The following is a 17,333-nucleotide window of genomic DNA, read 5'->3' as shown; positions in this document are numbered from 1 at the left end:
CGGCACGATCGCCGTCGACGGCCGGGCACGCCACGCGCGGCGCGCCATCGTTGATCACCGTGAGTGGTCGGCGAGTCATTGCACGCTCGGTGAGGTGCGGCTCCCCGCCGCCGGCCTCCCTGACGCCTTTGCTCTGCTGCCTTCCCCGCAACACCGGGCGTGAGCTGCCCAGATGCATTCGGCGCTGGACTGACCCTTCTTCGGGTGCGGACACGTTCGGTGACTGTCGCGTCCGGGGCAGCAGAGCAAAGGGGGGAGTGGGGGTCTCCGGGGGTGGCCATGTCGGTGACGGACGGTAACCATGAGAGCGGTGTCGGTCGGGTCGGGAGGGGGCCGACCGGAGGCGGAGTCGCCGGTTGGACACAACTAGTAGACTTGCCAGGTCTGTCCGCCAATTGATGATCAAGGCAGGAAATGGCATCCACCAACGACCTCAAGAACGGCCTGGTACTCAACCTCGACGGGGAGCTCTGGGCCGTCGTCGAGTTCCAGCACGTCAAGCCCGGTAAGGGTGGGGCGTTCGTCCGCACGACGCTGAAGAACGTGCTGTCCGGCAAGGTCGTCGACAAGACCTTCAACGCGGGCACCAAGGTCGAGACCGCGACCGTCGACAAGCGCACCATGCAGTACCTGTACGCCGACGGCGAGGACTACGTCTTCATGGATCTGGAGACGTTCGACCAGATCACCGTCCCCGGCGGCACCGTCGGTGAGGCGGCCAACTACCTCCTCCCCGAGGCCGAGGCGACCGTCGCGACCCACGAGGGTGTCCCGCTCTACATCGAGCTGCCGACCTCGGTCGTGCTCGAGGTCACCTACACCGAGCCGGGCCTGCAGGGCGACCGGTCCACCGGCGGCAACAAGCCGGCCACCGTGGAGACCGGCGCGACCGTGCCGGTGCCGCTCTTCATCACCACCGGCGAGAAGATCAAGGTCGACACCCGCGACGGCCGTTACCTCGGCCGAGCCTGATGGCTGAGGGTCCCAAGCAGCAGATGCCGTCGCGCCGCAAGGCGCGCAAGCGGGCGCTGGACGTGCTCTACGAGGCCGACCTGCGCGACCGGCCCCCGGTCGAGGTGCTCGCCGGCTACGTCGAGCGGATCGAGAAGCCGCGGCCGGAGCACCTGGGTTACGCGGTCGGCCTGGTCGAGGGGGTCGCCGCCCACCTGGATCGGATCGACGAGGTGATCGCCAGCTACGCCGAGGGGTGGACGCTGGAGCGGATGCCGGTGGTCGACCGCAACCTCGCGCGCATCGCGGTCTACGAGCTGCTCTACGTCGACGAGATCGACGACGCGGTGGCGATCAGCGAGGCGGTGGAGCTGGCCCGGCAGATGTCGACCGACGACTCGCCGCGCTTCCTCAACGGCATCCTCGGCCGGATCGCCGAGTACGCCACCCGCTGATCCGGGTCGCCGGCGCTCCGCCGCCGACCGCACCCGATCACCCGATCACGCAGAAAGGGCCCGTGCCGTCCGGCACGGGCCCTTTCTGCGAACAGTGGATCAGGACGCGAAGAACGCCCGCGGGTCGGCGACCAGCACACCGTGCTCGGTGAGCCGCTCGATCAGGCCCGACGGCGAGGCGTCGTACACGATGGCGAGGGCGCGCAGGTCGTCGGCGCGGATGGAGAGCACCCGGCCGTTGTAGTCGCCACGCTGCTGCTGGATCGCGCGGGCGTACCGGGCGACGTAGGCGAGGTCCTCGGAGGCCTCGTCGTAGAGCCGCTCCAGGTCCAGGACGATCTTGCTGGTGGGCTCGTGCCGCACCCCGCTGCCGTCGGGCAGCAGCTCCGAGACGGGAACGCGGTAGAAGTCGGCCAGCTCCGCCAGGCGGGACACGGTGACGGCCCGGTCGCCGCGCTCGTACGAGCCGACCACCACGGCCTTCCACCGCCCGTTCGACTTCTCCTCCACACCCTGCAGGGACAGGCCCTGCTGCTGGCGGATGGAGCGCAGGCGGGCGCCCAGCGACTTGGCGTATTCAGAGGGCATTCGGACACTCCCAGTGCTGCTTTGGGGTTCTCCCAGCGATCGCTACGGAGCGTGACGGTACGGGGATTGCGACACGTGGTCAAGTGGTCGTGTCCTTACAGTTGAGGAGCGCGGGGGGACTTATCCCCATTTCACCGCCCTGATCCGGGGATCAGTGGGTGCCGAGGGCCGTCCCGGTGACCGCTGGTAACGTGGCATGAAGCCCCGGTCCGGGCCGTTCGCGATCCGACCGGAGTCCCCAGACGTCCTTTAACGACCCGTCCCGTGAGGCGGGGAAGGAGGTCCGCCGTGGCCTGCCCACCGGCTGCCCAGTCGTCGCCGCCGCGACAACCCTCGGTGAAGGTGATCCTCGCCAGTGCCGACGTCCAGCGCGTCGTCGACCGGATCGCCCACCAGATCCTGGAGAAGACCCAGGGCGCCGCCGACACCGTCCTGCTCGGCATACCCACCCGGGGCGCCCCGCTCGCGCGGCGGCTCGCCGCCCGGATCAGCACCTTCGAGGACGTGGACGTCCCGGTCGGGGTGCTCGACATCACTCTCTACCGCGACGACCTGCGCCGGCACGCCACCCGCGCGGTCGGCCCGACCCAGCTCCCGCCGGGCGGCATCGACGGCAAACGGGTCATCCTCGTCGACGACGTGCTCTTCTCCGGCCGCACCGTCCGGGCCGCGCTCGACGCGCTCAACGACGTCGGCCGCCCGGCCAGCGTGCAGCTCGCCGTCCTGGTCGACCGCGGCCACCGCGAGCTGCCGATCCGCGCCGACTACGTCGGCAAGAACATCCCGACCGCGCTCACCGAGAGCGTCAAGGTCACCCTCGCCGAGACCGACGGTGCCGACGAGGTCAAGCTCTTCGGGGGTACCAGCTCATGATCCGGCACCTGCTCTCCGGGGCCGACCTGGACGCGGCCACCGCCACCCAGATCCTCGACACCGCCGCCGAGATGGCCACCGTCGCCGGCCGGGAGGTCAAGAAGCTCCCCGCGCTGCGCGGCCGGACCGTGGTGAACCTCTTCTACGAGGACTCCACCCGGACCCGGATCTCCTTCGAGGCGGCCGCCAAGCGGCTCAGCGCCGACGTGATCAACTTCTCGGCCAAGGGCTCCAGCGTGGCCAAGGGCGAGAGCCTGAAGGACACCGCGCTCACCCTCCAGGCGATGGGGGCCGACGCGGTGGTCGTCCGGCACCCCGCCTCGGGCGCGCCGCACCGGCTGGCCAACTGGGTGGACGGGTCGGTGGTCAACGCCGGCGACGGCACCCACGAGCACCCCACCCAGGCGCTGCTCGACGCGTACACGATGCGCTCCCGGCTGGGTCGGCTCGCCGGCCTGCACGTCGCGGTGGTCGGGGACGTGCTGCACTCCCGGGTGGCCCGCTCCAACGTGCTGCTGCTCTCCACCCTCGGTGCCAAGGTCACCCTGGTCGGCCCGCCGACGCTGATCCCGGTGCACATCGGCCAGGCGCTCGCGCCCGGCACCGACGTCTCCTACGACCTGGACGCGGTGCTGCCGCAGTCGGACGTGGTGATGATGCTGCGGGTGCAGCGGGAGCGGATGAGCGACTCCTACTTCCCCTCCGCCCGCGAGTACGCCCGCCGCTACGGCCTGGACGGCCCGCGGATGCGCCGGCTGCCCGAGCACGCGATCGTCATGCACCCGGGCCCGATGAACCGGGGCATGGAGATCACGCCCGAGGTCGCCGACTCGCCCCGCTCCACCATCGTCGAACAGGTCGCCAACGGGGTCTCCGTGCGGATGGCCGTCCTCTACCTGCTGCTCGGAGGGAACAACCTGTGACCTCGTACCTGATCCGCAACGTGAGCATCGTCGGCGCCGCGCCGACCGACCTGCTGATCCGCGACGGCGTCGTCGCCGAGACCGGCGCCGGGCTGACCGCGCCGGAGGCCACCGTCGTCGACGGCACCGGGCTCGTCGCCCTGCCCGGCCTGGTCGACCTGCACACCCACCTGCGCGAGCCGGGCCGGGAGGACGCCGAGACGGTCGAGTCCGGATCCCGCGCGGCCGCGCTCGGCGGCTACACCGCCGTCTGCGCGATGGCCAACACCTCCCCGGTCGCCGACACCGCCGGCGTGGTCGAGCAGGTCTGGCGGCTGGGCCGCGAGGCCGGGCTGGTCGACGTGCAGCCGATCGGCGCGGTCACCGTCGGCCTGGCCGGCGAGCGGCTGGCCGAGCTGGGCGCGATGGCCGACTCCGCCGCCCGGGTCCGGATCTTCTCCGACGACGGGTTCTGCGTCGCCGACCCCAAGCTGATGCGCCGGGCCCTGGAGTACGTCAAGGCGTTCGACGGGGTCGTCGCCCAGCACGCCGAGGAGCCCCGGCTCACCGAGGGCGCGCAGATGCACGAGGGTGAGGTCTCCACCCGGCTCGGGCTCACCGGCTGGCCGGCGGTCGCCGAGGAGGCGATCATCGCCCGGGACGTGCTGCTGGCCGAGCACGTCGGCAGCCGGCTGCACGTCTGCCACGTCTCCACCGCCGGCAGCGTCGAGGTGCTGCGCCAGGCCAAGGCGCGCGGGGTGCGGGTGACCGCCGAGGTGACCCCGCACCACCTGCTGCTCACCGACGCGCACGCCGAGACGTACGACCCGGTCTACAAGGTCAACCCGCCGCTGCGCACGGCCAGCGACATCGCCGCGCTGCGGGCCGCGCTGGCCGAGGGCGTCATCGACGTCGTCGCCACCGACCACGCCCCGCACGCGGTGGAGGACAAGGAGTGCGAGTGGGCGTACGCCCGGCCGGGGATGCTCGGCCTGGAGACGGCGCTCTCCATCGCCCTGGAGGTGTTCGGGCCGCAGTGGGACCTGATCGCCGAGCGGATGTCGCGCACCCCGGCCCGGATCGCCGGGCTCGACGGGCACGGCCTCGACCCGGCGCCCGGCGTGCCGGCCAACCTCACCCTGGTCGACCCGGCCGCCCGTCGGGTGATCGAGCCCGCGGAGCTGGCCAGCCGCAGTCGTAACACCCCGTACGCCCGCATGACGCTGCAGGGTCGCATCGTGGCGACCTTCCTGCGCGGCGAGCCGACGGTCCTGGACGGAAAGGCAGTCAAGTGACCCGTAGACGACCGGCGATCCTCGTACTCGAGGACGGGCGCACGTTCCACGGCGAGGCGTACGGCAGCGTCGGGGAGACCTTCGGCGAGGCGGTCTTCAACACCGGCATGACCGGCTACCAGGAGACCCTGACCGACCCCTCGTACCACCGTCAGGTGGTGGTGCAGACCGCGCCGCACATCGGCAACACCGGCGTCAACGCCGAGGACGACGAGTCCGGCCGGATCTGGGTCGCCGGGTACGTGGTGCGCGACCCGGCCCGGATCGGCTCCAACTGGCGCGCCACCGGCGGGCTGGAGGACCGGCTCGCCGCCGAGGGTGTGGTCGGCATCGCCGGCGTGGACACCCGGGCGCTGACCCGGCACCTGCGCGAGCGCGGCGCGATGCGGGTCGGCATCTCCAGCGTCGACGACGACCCGCGGGCCCTGCTGGCCCGGGTCCGCCAGTCGCCGCAGATGGTCGGCGCGGACCTCTCCGCCGAGGTGACCACCGCCGAGCCGTACGTCGTCGAGGCGGTCGGCCCGCACCGGTTCACCGTGGCCGCGCTCGACCTGGGCATCAAGCGCAACGTGCCGCGGCGGCTCGCCGCGCGCGGGGTCACCACCCACGTGCTGCCGGCCGGCTCCACCATCGACGACCTGCTGGCCACCGGCGCGGACGCGGTCTTCCTCTCGCCCGGCCCGGGCGACCCGGCCACCGCCGAGGGGCCGGTCGCGCTGGCCCGGGAGGTGCTGCGCCGCGAGGTGCCGCTGTTCGGCATCTGCTTCGGCAGCCAGATCCTCGGCCGGGCGCTGGGCTTCGGCACCTACAAGCTCGGCTACGGCCACCGCGGGATCAACCAGCCGGTGCTCGACCGGGCCACCGGCAAGGTCGAGGTGACCAGCCACAACCACGGCTTCGCCGTGCAGGTGCCGGGCGCCGGGCAGGGCGCGGTCGTCCCCGACCAGGTGATCGAGACCGAGTTCGGGGGCGTGCAGGTGTCGCACGTCTGCCTCAACGACAACGTGGTCGAGGGGCTGCGGGCCAAGGACGTGCCCGCCTTCACCGTCCAGTACCACCCGGAGGCGGCGGCCGGCCCGCACGACGCGGACTACCTGTTCGACCGCTTCGCCGAGCTTATCGAAGGCGGGAAGAATGCCTAAGCGCACCGACCTCAAGCACATCCTGGTGATCGGCTCCGGGCCGATCGTCATCGGGCAGGCCTGCGAGTTCGACTACTCCGGCACCCAGGCGTGCCGGGTGCTGCGCAGCGAGGGCATCCGGGTCAGCCTGGTCAACTCCAACCCGGCAACGATCATGACGGACCCCGAGTTCGCCGACGCCACGTACGTCGAGCCGATCACCCCGGAGTTCGTCGAGCTGGTCATTGCCAAGGAGCGCCCGGACGCCCTGTTGCCCACCCTCGGCGGGCAGACCGCGCTGAACACCGCGGTCGCCCTGCACGAGGCCGGCGTGCTGGACAAGTACGGCGTGGAGCTGATCGGCGCCAACATCGACGCGATCAACCGCGGCGAGGACCGGCAGCTGTTCAAGGACATCGTCGCCAAGGCCGGCGCCCGGCTCGGCGTCGAGGACCCGACCGGCCTGGTGCCGCGCTCCCGGGTCTGCCACTCGATGGCCGAGGTCGAGGCCACCGTCGCCGAGCTGGGTCTGCCGGTGGTGATCCGGCCGTCGTTCACCATGGGCGGCCTGGGCTCCGGCATGGCGCACAGCGACGAGGACCTGCACCGCATCGCCGGGGCCGGCCTGGCCGCCAGCCCGGTGCACGAGGTGCTCATCGAGGAGAGCGTGCTCGGCTGGAAGGAGTACGAGCTCGAACTGATGCGCGACCGCCACGACAACGTGGTGGTGGTCTGCTCGATCGAGAACGTCGACCCGATGGGCGTGCACACCGGCGACAGCGTCACCGTCGCCCCGGCCATGACCCTCACCGACCGGGAGTACCAGCGCCTGCGCGACCTGGGCATCGCGGTGCTGCGCGAGGTCGGGGTGGACACCGGCGGCTGCAACATCCAGTTCGCGGTCAACCCGGCCGACGGCCGGATCGTCGTGATCGAGATGAACCCCCGGGTGTCCCGCTCCTCGGCGCTGGCCTCCAAGGCCACCGGCTTCCCGATCGCCAAGATCGCCGCGAAGCTGGCCATCGGCTACACCCTGGACGAGATCCCCAACGACATCACCCTGAAGACCCCGGCGGCGTTCGAGCCGACGCTGGACTACGTGGTGGTGAAGATCCCCCGGTTCGCGTTCGAGAAGTTCCCCGGCGCCGACCCGGAGCTGACCACCACCATGAAGTCGGTCGGCGAGGCGATGAGCCTCGGCCGGAACTTCACCGAGGCGCTCAACAAGGCGATGCGCTCCATGGAAACCCAATCATCGGGTTTCTGGACCACTCCAGACCCGGCGGGGGCGACGAAGGAGAACACCCTCGCCGCGCTGCGGATGCCGCACGACGGCCGGCTCTACACGGTGGAGCGGGCGCTGCGGCTGGGCGCCACCATCGCGGAGGTCGCCGCCGCGTCCGGCGGGATGGACCCCTGGTTCCTGGACCAGATCGCCGGCCTGGTCGAGCTGCGCGCGGAGATCGTGGACGCCCCGGTGCTCGACGCCGAGCTGCTGCGCCGGGCCAAGCGGGCCGGCCTGTCCGACCGGCAGCTGGCCGCGCTGCGCCCGGAGCTGGCCGCCGAGGACGGCGTACGCACCCTGCGGCACCGGCTCGACGTGCGGCCGGTCTACAAGACGGTGGACACCTGCGCCGCCGAGTTCGAGGCGACCACGCCGTACCACTACTCCACCTACGACTCGGAGACCGAGGTCGCGCCCTCGGACCGGCCCAAGGTGCTCATCCTGGGCTCCGGGCCGAACCGGATCGGCCAGGGCATCGAGTTCGACTACTCCTGCGTGCACGCGGTCATGGCGCTGCGGGGGGTCGGCTACGAGACCGTCATGGTCAACTGCAACCCGGAGACGGTCTCCACCGACTACGACACCGCCGACCGGCTCTACTTCGAGCCGCTGACCTTCGAGGACGTGCTGGAGGTCTGGCACGCGGAGGACTCCTCCGGCCGGGCGGCCGGCGGCCCGGGCGTGGTCGGCGTGATCGTGCAGCTCGGCGGGCAGACCCCGCTGGGGCTGGCGCAGCGGCTCAAGAACGCCGGCGTGCCGGTCGTCGGCACCTCCCCGGAGTCGATCCACCTCGCGGAGGAGCGCGGCGCGTTCGGCGCGGTGCTGGCCCGGGCCGGGCTGCGCGCCCCGGCGCACGGCATGGCCACCTCGTACGACGAGGCGAAGGCGATCGCCGACGAGATCGGCTACCCGGTGCTGGTCCGGCCGTCGTACGTGCTCGGCGGGCGGGGCATGGAGATCGTCTACGACGACGCCACGCTGCGCGACTACATCGGCCGGGCCACCGACATCTCCCCGGACCACCCGGTGCTGGTGGACCGCTTCCTCGACGACGCCATCGAGATCGACGTGGACGCGCTCTGCGACGCCGACGGCGAGGTCTACCTCGGCGGCGTGATGGAGCACATCGAGGAGGCCGGCATCCACTCCGGCGACTCGTCCTGCGCGCTGCCGCCGATCACCCTCGCGGGCTCGCACCTGACCCAGGTGCGCCGCTACACGGAGGCGATCGCCCGAGGGGTGGGCGTCAAGGGCCTGCTCAACGTTCAGTACGCCCTCAAGGACGACATGCTCTACGTGCTGGAGGCCAACCCCCGGGCGTCCCGGACGGTCCCGTTCGTCTCCAAGGCCACGGCGGTGCCGCTGGCCAAGGCGGCGGCCCGGATCGCGCTCGGCGCCACCATCGCCGAGCTGCGCGCCGAGGGGCTGCTGCCGCCGACCGGGGACGGCGGCGTGATGCCGGCGGACGCCCCGATCGCGGTCAAGGAGGCGGTGCTGCCGTTCAAGCGGTTCCGCACCCCCTCCGGCAAGGGCATCGACTCGCTGCTCGGCCCGGAGATGAAGTCCACCGGCGAGGTGATGGGCATCGACACCAACTTCGGGCACGCCTTCGCCAAGAGCCAGTCGGCCGCGTACGGGTCGCTGCCCACCGGCGGCCGGATCTTCGTCTCGGTCGCCAACCGGGACAAGCGCGGCATGATCTTCCCGATCAAGCGGCTGGCGGACCTGGGCTTCGAGATCGTCGCCACCACCGGCACCGCCGAGGTGCTGCGCCGGCACGGCATCGCCTGCGAGCAGATCCGCAAGCACTACGAGTCCGGCGAGGGCGAGGACGCGGTGTCGATGATCCTCGGCGGCGACGTGGCGCTGGTGATCAACACGCCGCAGGGCTCCGGCGCGAGCGCCCGCTCGGACGGCTACGAGATCCGCAGCGCCGCCGTGACCGCCGACATCCCCTGCATCACCACCGTCCCCGGCGCCGCGGCGGCGGTCATGGGCATCGAGGCCCGCATCCGCGGCGACATGCAGGTCCGCCCCCTCCAGGAGCTCCACGCCGCCCTGCGAGCCGGCGAGTGACCCGCGCCGTTCCCGCGTCGATCATGAAGTTGTCGCCCCGACCCGCCGCCGGACGCGGCGACAACTTCATGATCACCGAGCCGGGGGGAGGCCGGGCGTGATCTTCGAGAGGGTGGTGCGGCCTCAGTTGTTCCGGCTCGGGGGTGGGGACGCCGAGGCGGCGCACGAGTGGACGTTGCGGCGGTTGGCGGCGCTCTCCCGGCGGCCGGCAGCGCTCGCGGCGTTGCGGGCGCGATATCAGGTGCGGGCGCCGCGGACGGTGTTCGGGGTCCAGTTCCCGAACCCGGTCGGGCTGGCGGCCGGCATGGACAAGAACGGCGTGGCCCTGCCGGCCTGGCCGGCGCTGGGCTTCGGCTTCGTCGAGGTCGGCACGGTCACCGCGCACGCCCAGCCGGGCAACCCCCGGCCCCGGCTGTTCCGGCTGCGCGACAGCGAGGCCGTGGTCAACCGGATGGGCTTCAACAACGCCGGCGCCGAGGCCCTGGCGGCCCGGCTGGCGGCGCTGCCCCGCCCGATCGGGGCTCCGCTGGGCATCTCGCTGGGCAAGTCCAAGGTGACCCCGCTGGGCGACGCGGTCGAGGACTACCTGGCCTCGTACCGGGCGCTGCGGGCGCACGGCGACTACTTCGCGGTCAACGTCTCCTCGCCGAACACCCCCGGCCTGCGCTCGTTGCAGGACCGCTCCCACCTGGACGCGCTGCTGGCGGCGCTGGTGGGGGAGAAGCCGGTGCTGGTGAAGATCGCCCCGGACCTGACCGAGCCGGCGATCGCCGAGCTGCTGGAGGTCTGCCTGGCCCGCGGGGCCGCCGGGGTGATCGCCACCAACACCACCCTGGCCCGCGACGGGCTCGCCCCGGCCGACGCGGACCGGGGCGCGGAGACCGGCGGGCTCTCCGGCCGCCCGCTGGCCGACCGGGCCCGCGAGGTGGTCGCGTTCGTGCACCGGGAGACCGGCGGCCGGCTGCCGGTGGTCGGCGTCGGCGGCATCCTCGACCCGGACGACGCCGCCCGGATGTTCGACGCCGGGGCCAGCCTGATCCAGCTCTACACCGGCTTCATCTACCGGGGCCCCGGCCTGGTCCGGGCCGCGGCCCGCGCGTCGGCGGGCGCCACCGCGCCGGTGCCGGCCGGGTGACACCTCCCGGCCGGGCAACCCTCGACGGTACGAAGGAGAGCGTGTGACGCCCGAGGAGATCCTGGCCGCCGACCGGGCCCACGTCTGGCACCCGTACGCGGCGCTGCCCCCGGCCCACCCCCCGTACGTGGTCCAGAGCGCGCAGGGCGTCCGGCTGCGGCTGGCCGACGGCCGGGAGCTGGTCGACGGGATGTCGTCCTGGTGGGCGGCGATCCACGGCTACCGGCACCCGGTGCTGGACGCGGCGGTCACCGACCAGCTCGGCCGGATGAGCCACGTGATGTTCGGCGGGCTCACCCACGAGCCCGCCGTGCGGCTGGCGCGGACGCTGGTCGAGCTGGCCCCGGCCGGGCTGGAGCACGTCTTCCTGGCCGACTCCGGCTCGGTCAGCGTCGAGGTGGCGATCAAGATGTGCCTGCAGTACCAGCGGGCCACCGGCCGGCCGGAACGCCGCCGGCTGGGCACCTGGCGGGGCGGCTACCACGGCGACACGTTCCACCCGATGAGCGTCTGCGACCCGGAGGGCGGCATGCACCACCTCTGGGGCGACGTGCTGCCCCGGCAGGTCTTCGCGCCCGTTCCGCCCGGTGGCTTCGACGACCCGCCCGACCCGGCGTACGTGGCGGCGCTGACCGACGCGGTGGAGCGGCACGCCGACGAGCTGGCCGCGGTCATCGTCGAACCGGTGGTGCAGGGCGCCGGCGGGATGCGCTTCCACCACCCGGAGTACCTGCGGGTGCTGCGCGAGGTGACCCGGGCGCACGGGGTGCTGCTGGTCTTCGACGAGATCGCCACCGGCTTCGGCCGTACCGGCGCCATGTTCGCCGCCGAGCACGCCGGGGTGAGCCCGGACGTGCTCTGCGTCGGCAAGGCGCTGACCGGCGGGTACCTCACCCTGGCCGCCGCGCTGTGCACCCCGCGGGTCGCCCGGGGCATCTCCGCCGACGGGGTGCTGGCGCACGGCCCCACCTTCATGGGCAACCCGCTGGCCTGCGCGGTCGCCAACGCGTCCCTGGAGCTGCTGCGGGCCGGTGACTGGGCCACCGAGGTCGCCCGGGTGGGCGCGGGCCTGCGGGCCGGCCTGGAGCCGCTGCGCGGCGCGCCCGGAGTGGCCGACGTGCGGGTGCTGGGCGCGATCGGCGTGGTGCAGCTCGACCACGAGGTGGACATCGCGGCGGCGACCGCCGCCGCCGTGGCGCAGGGCGTCTGGCTGCGCCCGTTCCGCGACCTGGTCTACACCATGCCGCCGTACGTGACCGACGACGCCGACCTGGCCCGGATCGCGGCCGGCATCGCCGCCGCGGTGAAGGCCGGCTGAGCCGGCGGGCAGGACGGGGCCGGCTGAGCCGGCGGGCAGGACGGGGCCGGCACCGGTCGGCCACCGAGCGCGAGCGTGAGGAGAGGAACGCCGATGGAGAGTTTCGGGACCCGGCTGCACCGCGCCGTCGCCGAGCGGGGGCCGCTCTGTGTGGGCATCGACCCGCATCCCGGGCTGCTGGCCCGCTGGGGGTTGCCGGATGACGTCGACGGGTTGGACCGGTTCGCGCGGACCGTCGTGGGAGCGCTTGCGGACCGAGTCGCGGTGGTCAAGCCCCAGTCGGCCTTTTTCGAGCGGTTCGGTGCCCGAGGTGTCGGAATTCTTGAGTCAACTATCCGACAGTTACGAGATTGTGGCGCGCTCGTTCTACTCGACGTGAAGCGCGGCGACATCGGTTCGACCGTCGCCGCGTACGCCTCGGCCTACCTCGACCCGTCCGGTCCGCTGCACGTCGACGCGATCACCGCGAGCCCCTACCTGGGGGTCGGATCGCTGGCCCCGATGTTCGACCTGGCGGCCACCCACGGCGGTGGCGTCTTCGTGCTGGCGCTCACCTCCAACCCGGAGGGAGCCGCGGTCCAGCGCGCCCGTACGGCCGACGGGCGCACCGTCGCGCAGACCGTCATCGACGAGATTTCCCAGCTCAACAGGGGTGCGGAGCCGATCGGCAGCTTCGGGCTGGTGGTCGGCGCGACGATCGGCGACACCGGTCACGACCTGTCCAAGGTGAACGGGCCGCTGCTCGCCCCGGGGCTCGGCGCCCAGGGCGCGACGGCGGCGGACCTGCGCACGGTCTTCGGCTCCAGCCTGTCGTCGGTGCTGCCGTCGTACTCCCGCGAGGTGCTGAACGCCGGCCCGGACGAGGCCGCTCTCCGGGCCGCCGTGGACCGCGTGTTGGCCGACTGTCGGGACGTTCTCGCTGACTGACGGCTCGGTCACTTTCTCCGATCTTGGCGCGTCCACGTTGCCGAAACCGCCCGCGACCGCTAGTTTTCCCCGCGCTGGGAACCACGGACCCCTTTGGTTGCCAGCGACACCACGTTTCACAGAGCGGCGGTGCGCCCCGCCCGTCGCGATAGGGACCTGAGGAGAACTGGTGCCGCTCCCGTCACTGACCCCCGAGCAGCGCGCTGCCGCGCTGGAGAAGGCCGCGGAGATCCGCAAGGCCCGTGCTGAGCTGAAGGAGCAGCTCAAGCAGGGCAAGACCACCCTTGCCGCCGTCCTTGAGCGGGCCGAGTCCGACGACGTCGTCGGCAAGCTGAAGGTTTCGGCCGTCCTGCAGGCGATGCCGGGCATCGGCAAGATCCGGGCTACCCAGATCATGGAGAAGCTCAAGATCGCCGACAGCCGTCGCCTGCGCGGGCTGGGCGAGCAGCAGCGCAAGGCTCTGCTTGGAGAGTTCGCCGCCAACTGAACGCCGCAACGTGTAGAAACAAGCGGTGAGCACGGATGACGAGGCGCGCCCGGCGGCTCGGCTCACTGTCCTGACGGGGCCCTCGGGCGCGCGCGGGAGAGTGTCGTCGAGTTGGTCCGGGCGCGTTCTCCGTCCGTGTGGGTGCCGGTGCCGGTGACCACCCGGCCCCGCCGCCCCGACGAGGTCGACGGCGTCGACCGGCGCTTCGTGGACCCGGTCGGCTTCGACCGGATGGTCGCCGCGGGCGAGCTGCTGGAGTGGTCGCGGATCGGCGGGCACCGCCGGGGCACGCCCCGCGTGCCGCTGCGGTCCCGGCTGGCCGACGGCCGACCGGTGCTGCTCCCGCTCGACCTGCCCGGCGCGCTCGCCGTCCGGGAGGCCCTGCCGGACGTCCGGCTGGTCCTGCTGGCGCCGCCGGGTCACCGTCCGGACCCGGCGGTCCTCGCGGCCGTCGGACACACCGTGGTCCACGACCTCACCGAGCGGGTCGTGGCTGAACTGGTAGGCTTGCTCGGTTCTTCCTATCTGGCTCCCGCCCAGCCGCGACTGCGCGGTTGAGCGACCAGCCGCGCTCGCGCGGACACTTCAGACGCAGAGGGTATTTCGTGGGATCCATCGCCAACCCCGAGGGCATCACCAACCCGCCGATCGACGAGCTCCTCGAGAAGACCACCTCGAAGTACGCGCTGGTGATCTTCGCCGCCAAGCGTGCCCGCCAGGTCAACGCCTACTACAGCCAGCTCGGTGAGGGCCTGCTGGAGTACGTCGGCCCGCTCGTGGAGACCACCCCGCAGGAGAAGCCGCTCTCGATCGCGATGCGTGAGATCAACGCGGGCCTGCTCACCGCCGAGCCGACCGACCAGCCGTAACCCCCGCTCCGCCGATGCCCGCCGAGATCGTCCTCGGGGTCGGCGGCGGCATCGCCGCCTACAAGGCGTGTGAGCTGCTGCGGCTCTTCACCGAGTCGGGCCACCGGGTCCGGGTCGTGCCGACCGCGTCGGCGCTCCGTTTCATCGGGGCGCCGACCTGGGCGGCGCTCTCCGGCCAGCCGGTCGCCGACGACGTCTGGTCCGACGTGCACGAGGTGCCGCACGTCCGGCTCGGCCAGCGGGCCGACCTGGTGGTGGTCGTGCCGGCGACGGCCGACCTGCTCGCCAAGGCGGCCCACGGCCTCGCCGACGACCTGCTCACCAACACGCTGCTCACCGCGCGCTGCCCGGTGGTGCTCGCCCCGGCGATGCACACCGAGATGTGGGAGCACCCGGCCACCGTCGCCAACGTCGCGACGCTGCGCTCGCGCGGCGTACGGGTGATCGAACCGGCGGTCGGCCGGCTCACCGGCGCCGACACCGGCAAGGGGCGGCTGCCTGACCCGGCCGAGATCTTCGCCGTCGCCCGCCGGGCCCTGGCCCGGGGCCTGGACGCCCCCGCCGACCTGGCCGGTCGGCACGTCGTGGTGACCGCCGGCGGCACCCGCGAGCCGCTGGACCCGGTCCGCTTCCTCGGCAACCGTTCCTCCGGCAAGCAGGGGTACGCCTTCGCCCGCGCGGCCGTCGCCCGGGGCGCCCGCGTCACCCTGGTCGCGGCGAACGTCGCCCTGCCCGACCCGGCCGGGGTCGACCTGGTCCGGGTGGGCACCACCGAGGAGCTGCGCAAGGCCACCCTGGAGGCCGCCGCCGACGCCGACGTGGTGGTGATGGCGGCCGCGCCCGCCGACTTCCGGCCGGCGACCTACGCCCCCGGCAAGATCAAGAAGTCGGAGGACGGCAGCGCGCCGACCATCGCCCTGGTCACCAACCCCGACATCGCCGCCGAGCTGGGGCGGCAGCGCCGCCCGGAGCAGCTGCTGGTGGTCTTCGCCGCCGAGACCGGCGACGCCGAGGCCAACGGCCGGGCCAAGCTCGCCCGCAAGCGGGCCGACCTGATCGTCATCAACGAGGTGGGCGTGGACAAGGTCTTCGGGGCCGAGACCAACGCGGCGACCGTGGTGGGCGCGGACGGCAGCGTGACCACCCTTCCCGAACAGTCCAAGGAAGACCTGGCCGACCGGGTCTGGGACCTCGTGGTGACCCGGCTGGCCGCGTTGTCCTGAACGCTGGTCACTTTCGCGTTGGCTGCGGCACCCTGGAATCGGGTGACTAAACTGCCGCGGAGCGACCTTTCCAGAGAGACTCAAGTGCTTAGGAGTGCCGTGACACGTCTTTTCACGTCCGAATCGGTCACGGAGGGCCACCCGGACAAGATCGCCGACCAGATCAGCGACGGCATCCTGGACGCCCTGCTGGCCAAGGACCCGCACAGCCGTGTCGCGGTGGAGACCCTGATCACCACCGGGCAGGTGCACGTCGCGGGCGAGGTGACGACCAAGGCGTACGCCGACATCCCGACGATCGTCCGGGAGACCATCCTCGAGATCGGGTACGACTCGTCGAAGAAGGGCTTCGACGGCGCGTCCTGCGGCGTCAGCGTCTCGATCGGCAACCAGTCCGCCGACATCGCCCAGGGCGTGGACAACGCCTTCGAGCTGCGTACCGGCGAGTCGGAGAGCGCGCTGGACGCGCAGGGCGCCGGCGACCAGGGCATGATGTTCGGCTTCGCCTGCTCCGAGACCCCCGAGCTGATGCCGCTGCCGATCGCGCTGGCGCACCGGCTGGCCCGCCGGCTGGCTGCCGTGCGCAAGGACGGCACCATCCCCTACCTGCGGCCCGACGGCAAGACCCAGGTCACCATCGAGTACGACGGCCTGCGTCCGGTCCGGCTCAACACCGTGGTCGTGTCCAGCCAGCACGCCGCGGACATCTCGCTGGACTCGCTGCTCACCCCGGACGTGCGCGAGCACGTCATCGCCCCCGAGCTGGAGAGCCTCGGCCTGGACACCGAGGGCTACCGGCTGCTGGTGAACCCCACGGGCCGGTTCGAGATCGGTGGCCCGATGGGCGACGCCGGCCTGACCGGTCGCAAGATCATCGTGGACACCTACGGCGGGTACGCCCGGCACGGCGGCGGCGCGTTCTCCGGCAAGGACCCGTCGAAGGTGGACCGCTCGGCCGCGTACGCGATGCGCTGGGTGGCCAAGAACGTGGTGGCCGCCGGCCTCGCCGAGCGCTGCGAGGCGCAGGTCGCCTACGCGATCGGCAAGGCGCACCCGGTCAGCCTCTTCATCGAGACCTTCGGCACCGAGACCGTGCCGGTCGCCTCGATCGAGAAGGCCGTCACCGAGGTCTTCGACCTCCGCCCGGCCGCCATCATCCGGGACCTCAACCTGCTCCGCCCGATCTACCGGCAGACCGCCGCGTACGGCCACTTCGGCCGCGAGCTGCCGGACCTGACCTGGGAGAGCACCGACCGGGCCGCCGACCTCAAGTCGGTAGCGGGAGCCTGACCGGCACCAGGCGCAGCGACCGGCGACCCGCCGACGGGTCGCCGGTCGCTCGTGTCTGCGTCGACGTGCCGCTGCCGCACCTCGACCGCCCGTTCGACTACCTGGTCCCCGCCGAGCTGGACGCCGACGCCGTGCCCGGGGTGCGGGTGAAGGTGCGCTTCGCCGGGCAACTCGTCGACGGCTGGCTGCTGGAGCGCGCCGACGACTCCGGGCACACCGGCCGGCTGGCGTACCTGGAGAAGGTGGTGTCCCCGGAGCCGGTGCTGGCGCCGGAGATCGCCCGGCTGGCCCGGGTGGTCGCCGACCGGTACGCCGGCAGCCTCGCCGACGTGCTCCGGCTCGCCGTCCCGCCCCGCCACGCCCGGGTCGAAAAGGACCTGCGCGCCGAGCCGCCGACCGTCGACGCCGACGGTTCCGTCGCCGACACCGCCACGACGCCCGACGGACTCAGCGCCGCCTCGACCACCGACACCTCGCCGACACAGGTGGTCGCCGCCGCCGCGTCCCCGTCCGCCGGGGTCGCCGCCGCACCGCCCAC

The 17,333-nt window shown here is 72.6% G+C and carries 15 protein-coding genes and 2 pseudogenes; 16 read left to right on the top strand and 1 reads right to left on the bottom strand.

Going from position 1 to position 17,333, the window contains the following annotated elements:
• The first annotated feature begins 414 nt into the window (after positions 1-414).
• Together efp and nusB are read left to right on the top strand one after the other, a co-directional pair.
• Positions 415-972 carry an elongation factor P gene (gene efp, locus JNW89_RS08510; RefSeq protein WP_088962732.1) on the top strand — a complete coding sequence of 186 codons (558 nt, stop codon included), beginning with the start codon at positions 415-417 and terminating at the stop codon, positions 970-972.
• A gap of 23 nt (positions 973-995) precedes the next feature.
• The gene (nusB, locus tag JNW89_RS08505; RefSeq protein WP_172894702.1) at positions 996-1,406 is read left to right on the top strand and encodes a transcription antitermination factor NusB; all 411 of its coding nucleotides are present in this window, start codon (positions 996-998) and stop codon (positions 1,404-1,406) included.
• 99 nt (positions 1,407-1,505) lie between these two features.
• On the opposite strand, the gene JNW89_RS08500 is transcribed toward nusB, so the two are convergent.
• Positions 1,506-1,994: a transcriptional regulator gene (locus JNW89_RS08500; protein WP_013285505.1), complete on the bottom strand. Its 489-nt coding sequence runs from the start codon at positions 1,992-1,994 to the stop codon at positions 1,506-1,508.
• 288 nt (positions 1,995-2,282) lie between these two features.
• On the opposite strand from JNW89_RS08500, the gene pyrR reads away from it, so the two are divergent.
• From pyrR to JNW89_RS08430, 14 genes and pseudogenes are all read left to right on the top strand, one after another.
• Positions 2,283-2,867, top strand: a complete 585-nt coding sequence (pyrR, locus tag JNW89_RS08495) for a bifunctional pyr operon transcriptional regulator/uracil phosphoribosyltransferase PyrR (RefSeq protein ID WP_238448449.1) — start codon at positions 2,283-2,285, stop codon at positions 2,865-2,867.
• On the top strand, positions 2,864-3,790 hold the full coding sequence (locus JNW89_RS08490) for an aspartate carbamoyltransferase catalytic subunit (protein ID WP_238448448.1): 927 nt from the start codon (positions 2,864-2,866) through the stop codon (positions 3,788-3,790). The genes pyrR and JNW89_RS08490 overlap by 4 nt, the downstream gene beginning before the upstream one ends.
• Entirely contained in the window at positions 3,787-5,064 is a 1,278-nt protein-coding gene (locus tag JNW89_RS08485; RefSeq protein ID WP_238448447.1) for a dihydroorotase, read from the top strand. The genes JNW89_RS08490 and JNW89_RS08485 overlap by 4 nt, the downstream gene beginning before the upstream one ends.
• Positions 5,061-6,206: a glutamine-hydrolyzing carbamoyl-phosphate synthase small subunit gene (gene carA / locus JNW89_RS08480; RefSeq protein WP_238448446.1), complete on the top strand. Its 1,146-nt coding sequence runs from the start codon at positions 5,061-5,063 to the stop codon at positions 6,204-6,206. The genes JNW89_RS08485 and carA overlap by 4 nt, the downstream gene beginning before the upstream one ends.
• The gene (carB, locus tag JNW89_RS08475; RefSeq protein WP_238448445.1) at positions 6,199-9,546 is read left to right on the top strand and encodes a carbamoyl-phosphate synthase large subunit; all 3,348 of its coding nucleotides are present in this window, start codon (positions 6,199-6,201) and stop codon (positions 9,544-9,546) included. Before carA ends, carB begins: the two co-directional genes overlap by 8 nt.
• A gap of 97 nt (positions 9,547-9,643) precedes the next feature.
• Positions 9,644-10,681 (top strand): quinone-dependent dihydroorotate dehydrogenase, encoded by a 1,038-nt coding sequence (locus tag JNW89_RS08470; protein ID WP_238448444.1) that lies wholly within the window; start codon positions 9,644-9,646, stop codon positions 10,679-10,681.
• Positions 10,682-10,724: 43 nt separating this feature from the next.
• Positions 10,725-11,999: an adenosylmethionine--8-amino-7-oxononanoate transaminase gene (locus JNW89_RS08465; protein ID WP_238448443.1), complete on the top strand. Its 1,275-nt coding sequence runs from the start codon at positions 10,725-10,727 to the stop codon at positions 11,997-11,999.
• Between the two features lie 93 nt (positions 12,000-12,092).
• Positions 12,093-12,926: an orotidine-5'-phosphate decarboxylase gene (gene pyrF / locus JNW89_RS08460; protein ID WP_238448442.1), complete on the top strand. Its 834-nt coding sequence runs from the start codon at positions 12,093-12,095 to the stop codon at positions 12,924-12,926.
• A 169-nt stretch (positions 12,927-13,095) separates the two neighbouring features.
• Positions 13,096-13,413, top strand: a complete 318-nt coding sequence (gene mihF / locus JNW89_RS08455) for an integration host factor, actinobacterial type (RefSeq protein WP_088962722.1) — start codon at positions 13,096-13,098, stop codon at positions 13,411-13,413.
• A 25-nt stretch (positions 13,414-13,438) separates the two neighbouring features.
• Positions 13,439-13,971 (top strand): annotated as a pseudogene (locus JNW89_RS08450) (guanylate kinase).
• Between the two features lie 47 nt (positions 13,972-14,018).
• A complete protein-coding gene (rpoZ, locus tag JNW89_RS08445; protein ID WP_007075826.1) occupies positions 14,019-14,282 on the top strand; it encodes a DNA-directed RNA polymerase subunit omega in 264 nt (87 codons plus the stop codon).
• A 14-nt stretch (positions 14,283-14,296) separates the two neighbouring features.
• A complete protein-coding gene (coaBC, locus tag JNW89_RS08440; RefSeq protein WP_238448441.1) occupies positions 14,297-15,505 on the top strand; it encodes a bifunctional phosphopantothenoylcysteine decarboxylase/phosphopantothenate--cysteine ligase CoaBC in 1,209 nt (402 codons plus the stop codon).
• Between the two features lie 99 nt (positions 15,506-15,604).
• Positions 15,605-16,795, top strand: coding sequence for a methionine adenosyltransferase (metK, locus tag JNW89_RS08435; RefSeq protein ID WP_238448440.1), 1,191 nt, complete (start codon positions 15,605-15,607; stop codon positions 16,793-16,795).
• A gap of 65 nt (positions 16,796-16,860) precedes the next feature.
• Positions 16,861-17,333 (top strand): annotated as a pseudogene (locus tag JNW89_RS08430) (primosomal protein N'); the annotation flags it as partial.

This window comes from Micromonospora sp. 4G55, from assembly GCF_016803375.1.
The sequence above is the reverse complement of the archived record's forward strand: the minus strand, read 5'-3'. Positions and strand labels throughout refer to the sequence as shown.

Excerpts from the sequence above, each read along its gene's own strand:
- coaBC (WP_238448441.1), top strand. The coding sequence starts at position 14,297 with ATGCCCGCCGAGATCGTCCTCGGGGTCGGCGGCGGCATCGCCGCCTAC.
- JNW89_RS08490 (WP_238448448.1), top strand. The coding sequence starts at position 2,864 with ATGATCCGGCACCTGCTCTCCGGGGCCGACCTGGACGCGGCCACCGCC.
- carB (WP_238448445.1), top strand. The coding sequence starts at position 6,199 with ATGCCTAAGCGCACCGACCTCAAGCACATCCTGGTGATCGGCTCCGGG.
- nusB (WP_172894702.1), top strand. The coding sequence starts at position 996 with ATGCCGTCGCGCCGCAAGGCGCGCAAGCGGGCGCTGGACGTGCTCTAC.
- JNW89_RS08500 (WP_013285505.1), bottom strand. The coding sequence starts at position 1,994 with ATGCCCTCTGAATACGCCAAGTCGCTGGGCGCCCGCCTGCGCTCCATC.
- efp (WP_088962732.1), top strand. The coding sequence starts at position 415 with ATGGCATCCACCAACGACCTCAAGAACGGCCTGGTACTCAACCTCGAC.
- pyrF (WP_238448442.1), top strand. The coding sequence starts at position 12,093 with ATGGAGAGTTTCGGGACCCGGCTGCACCGCGCCGTCGCCGAGCGGGGG.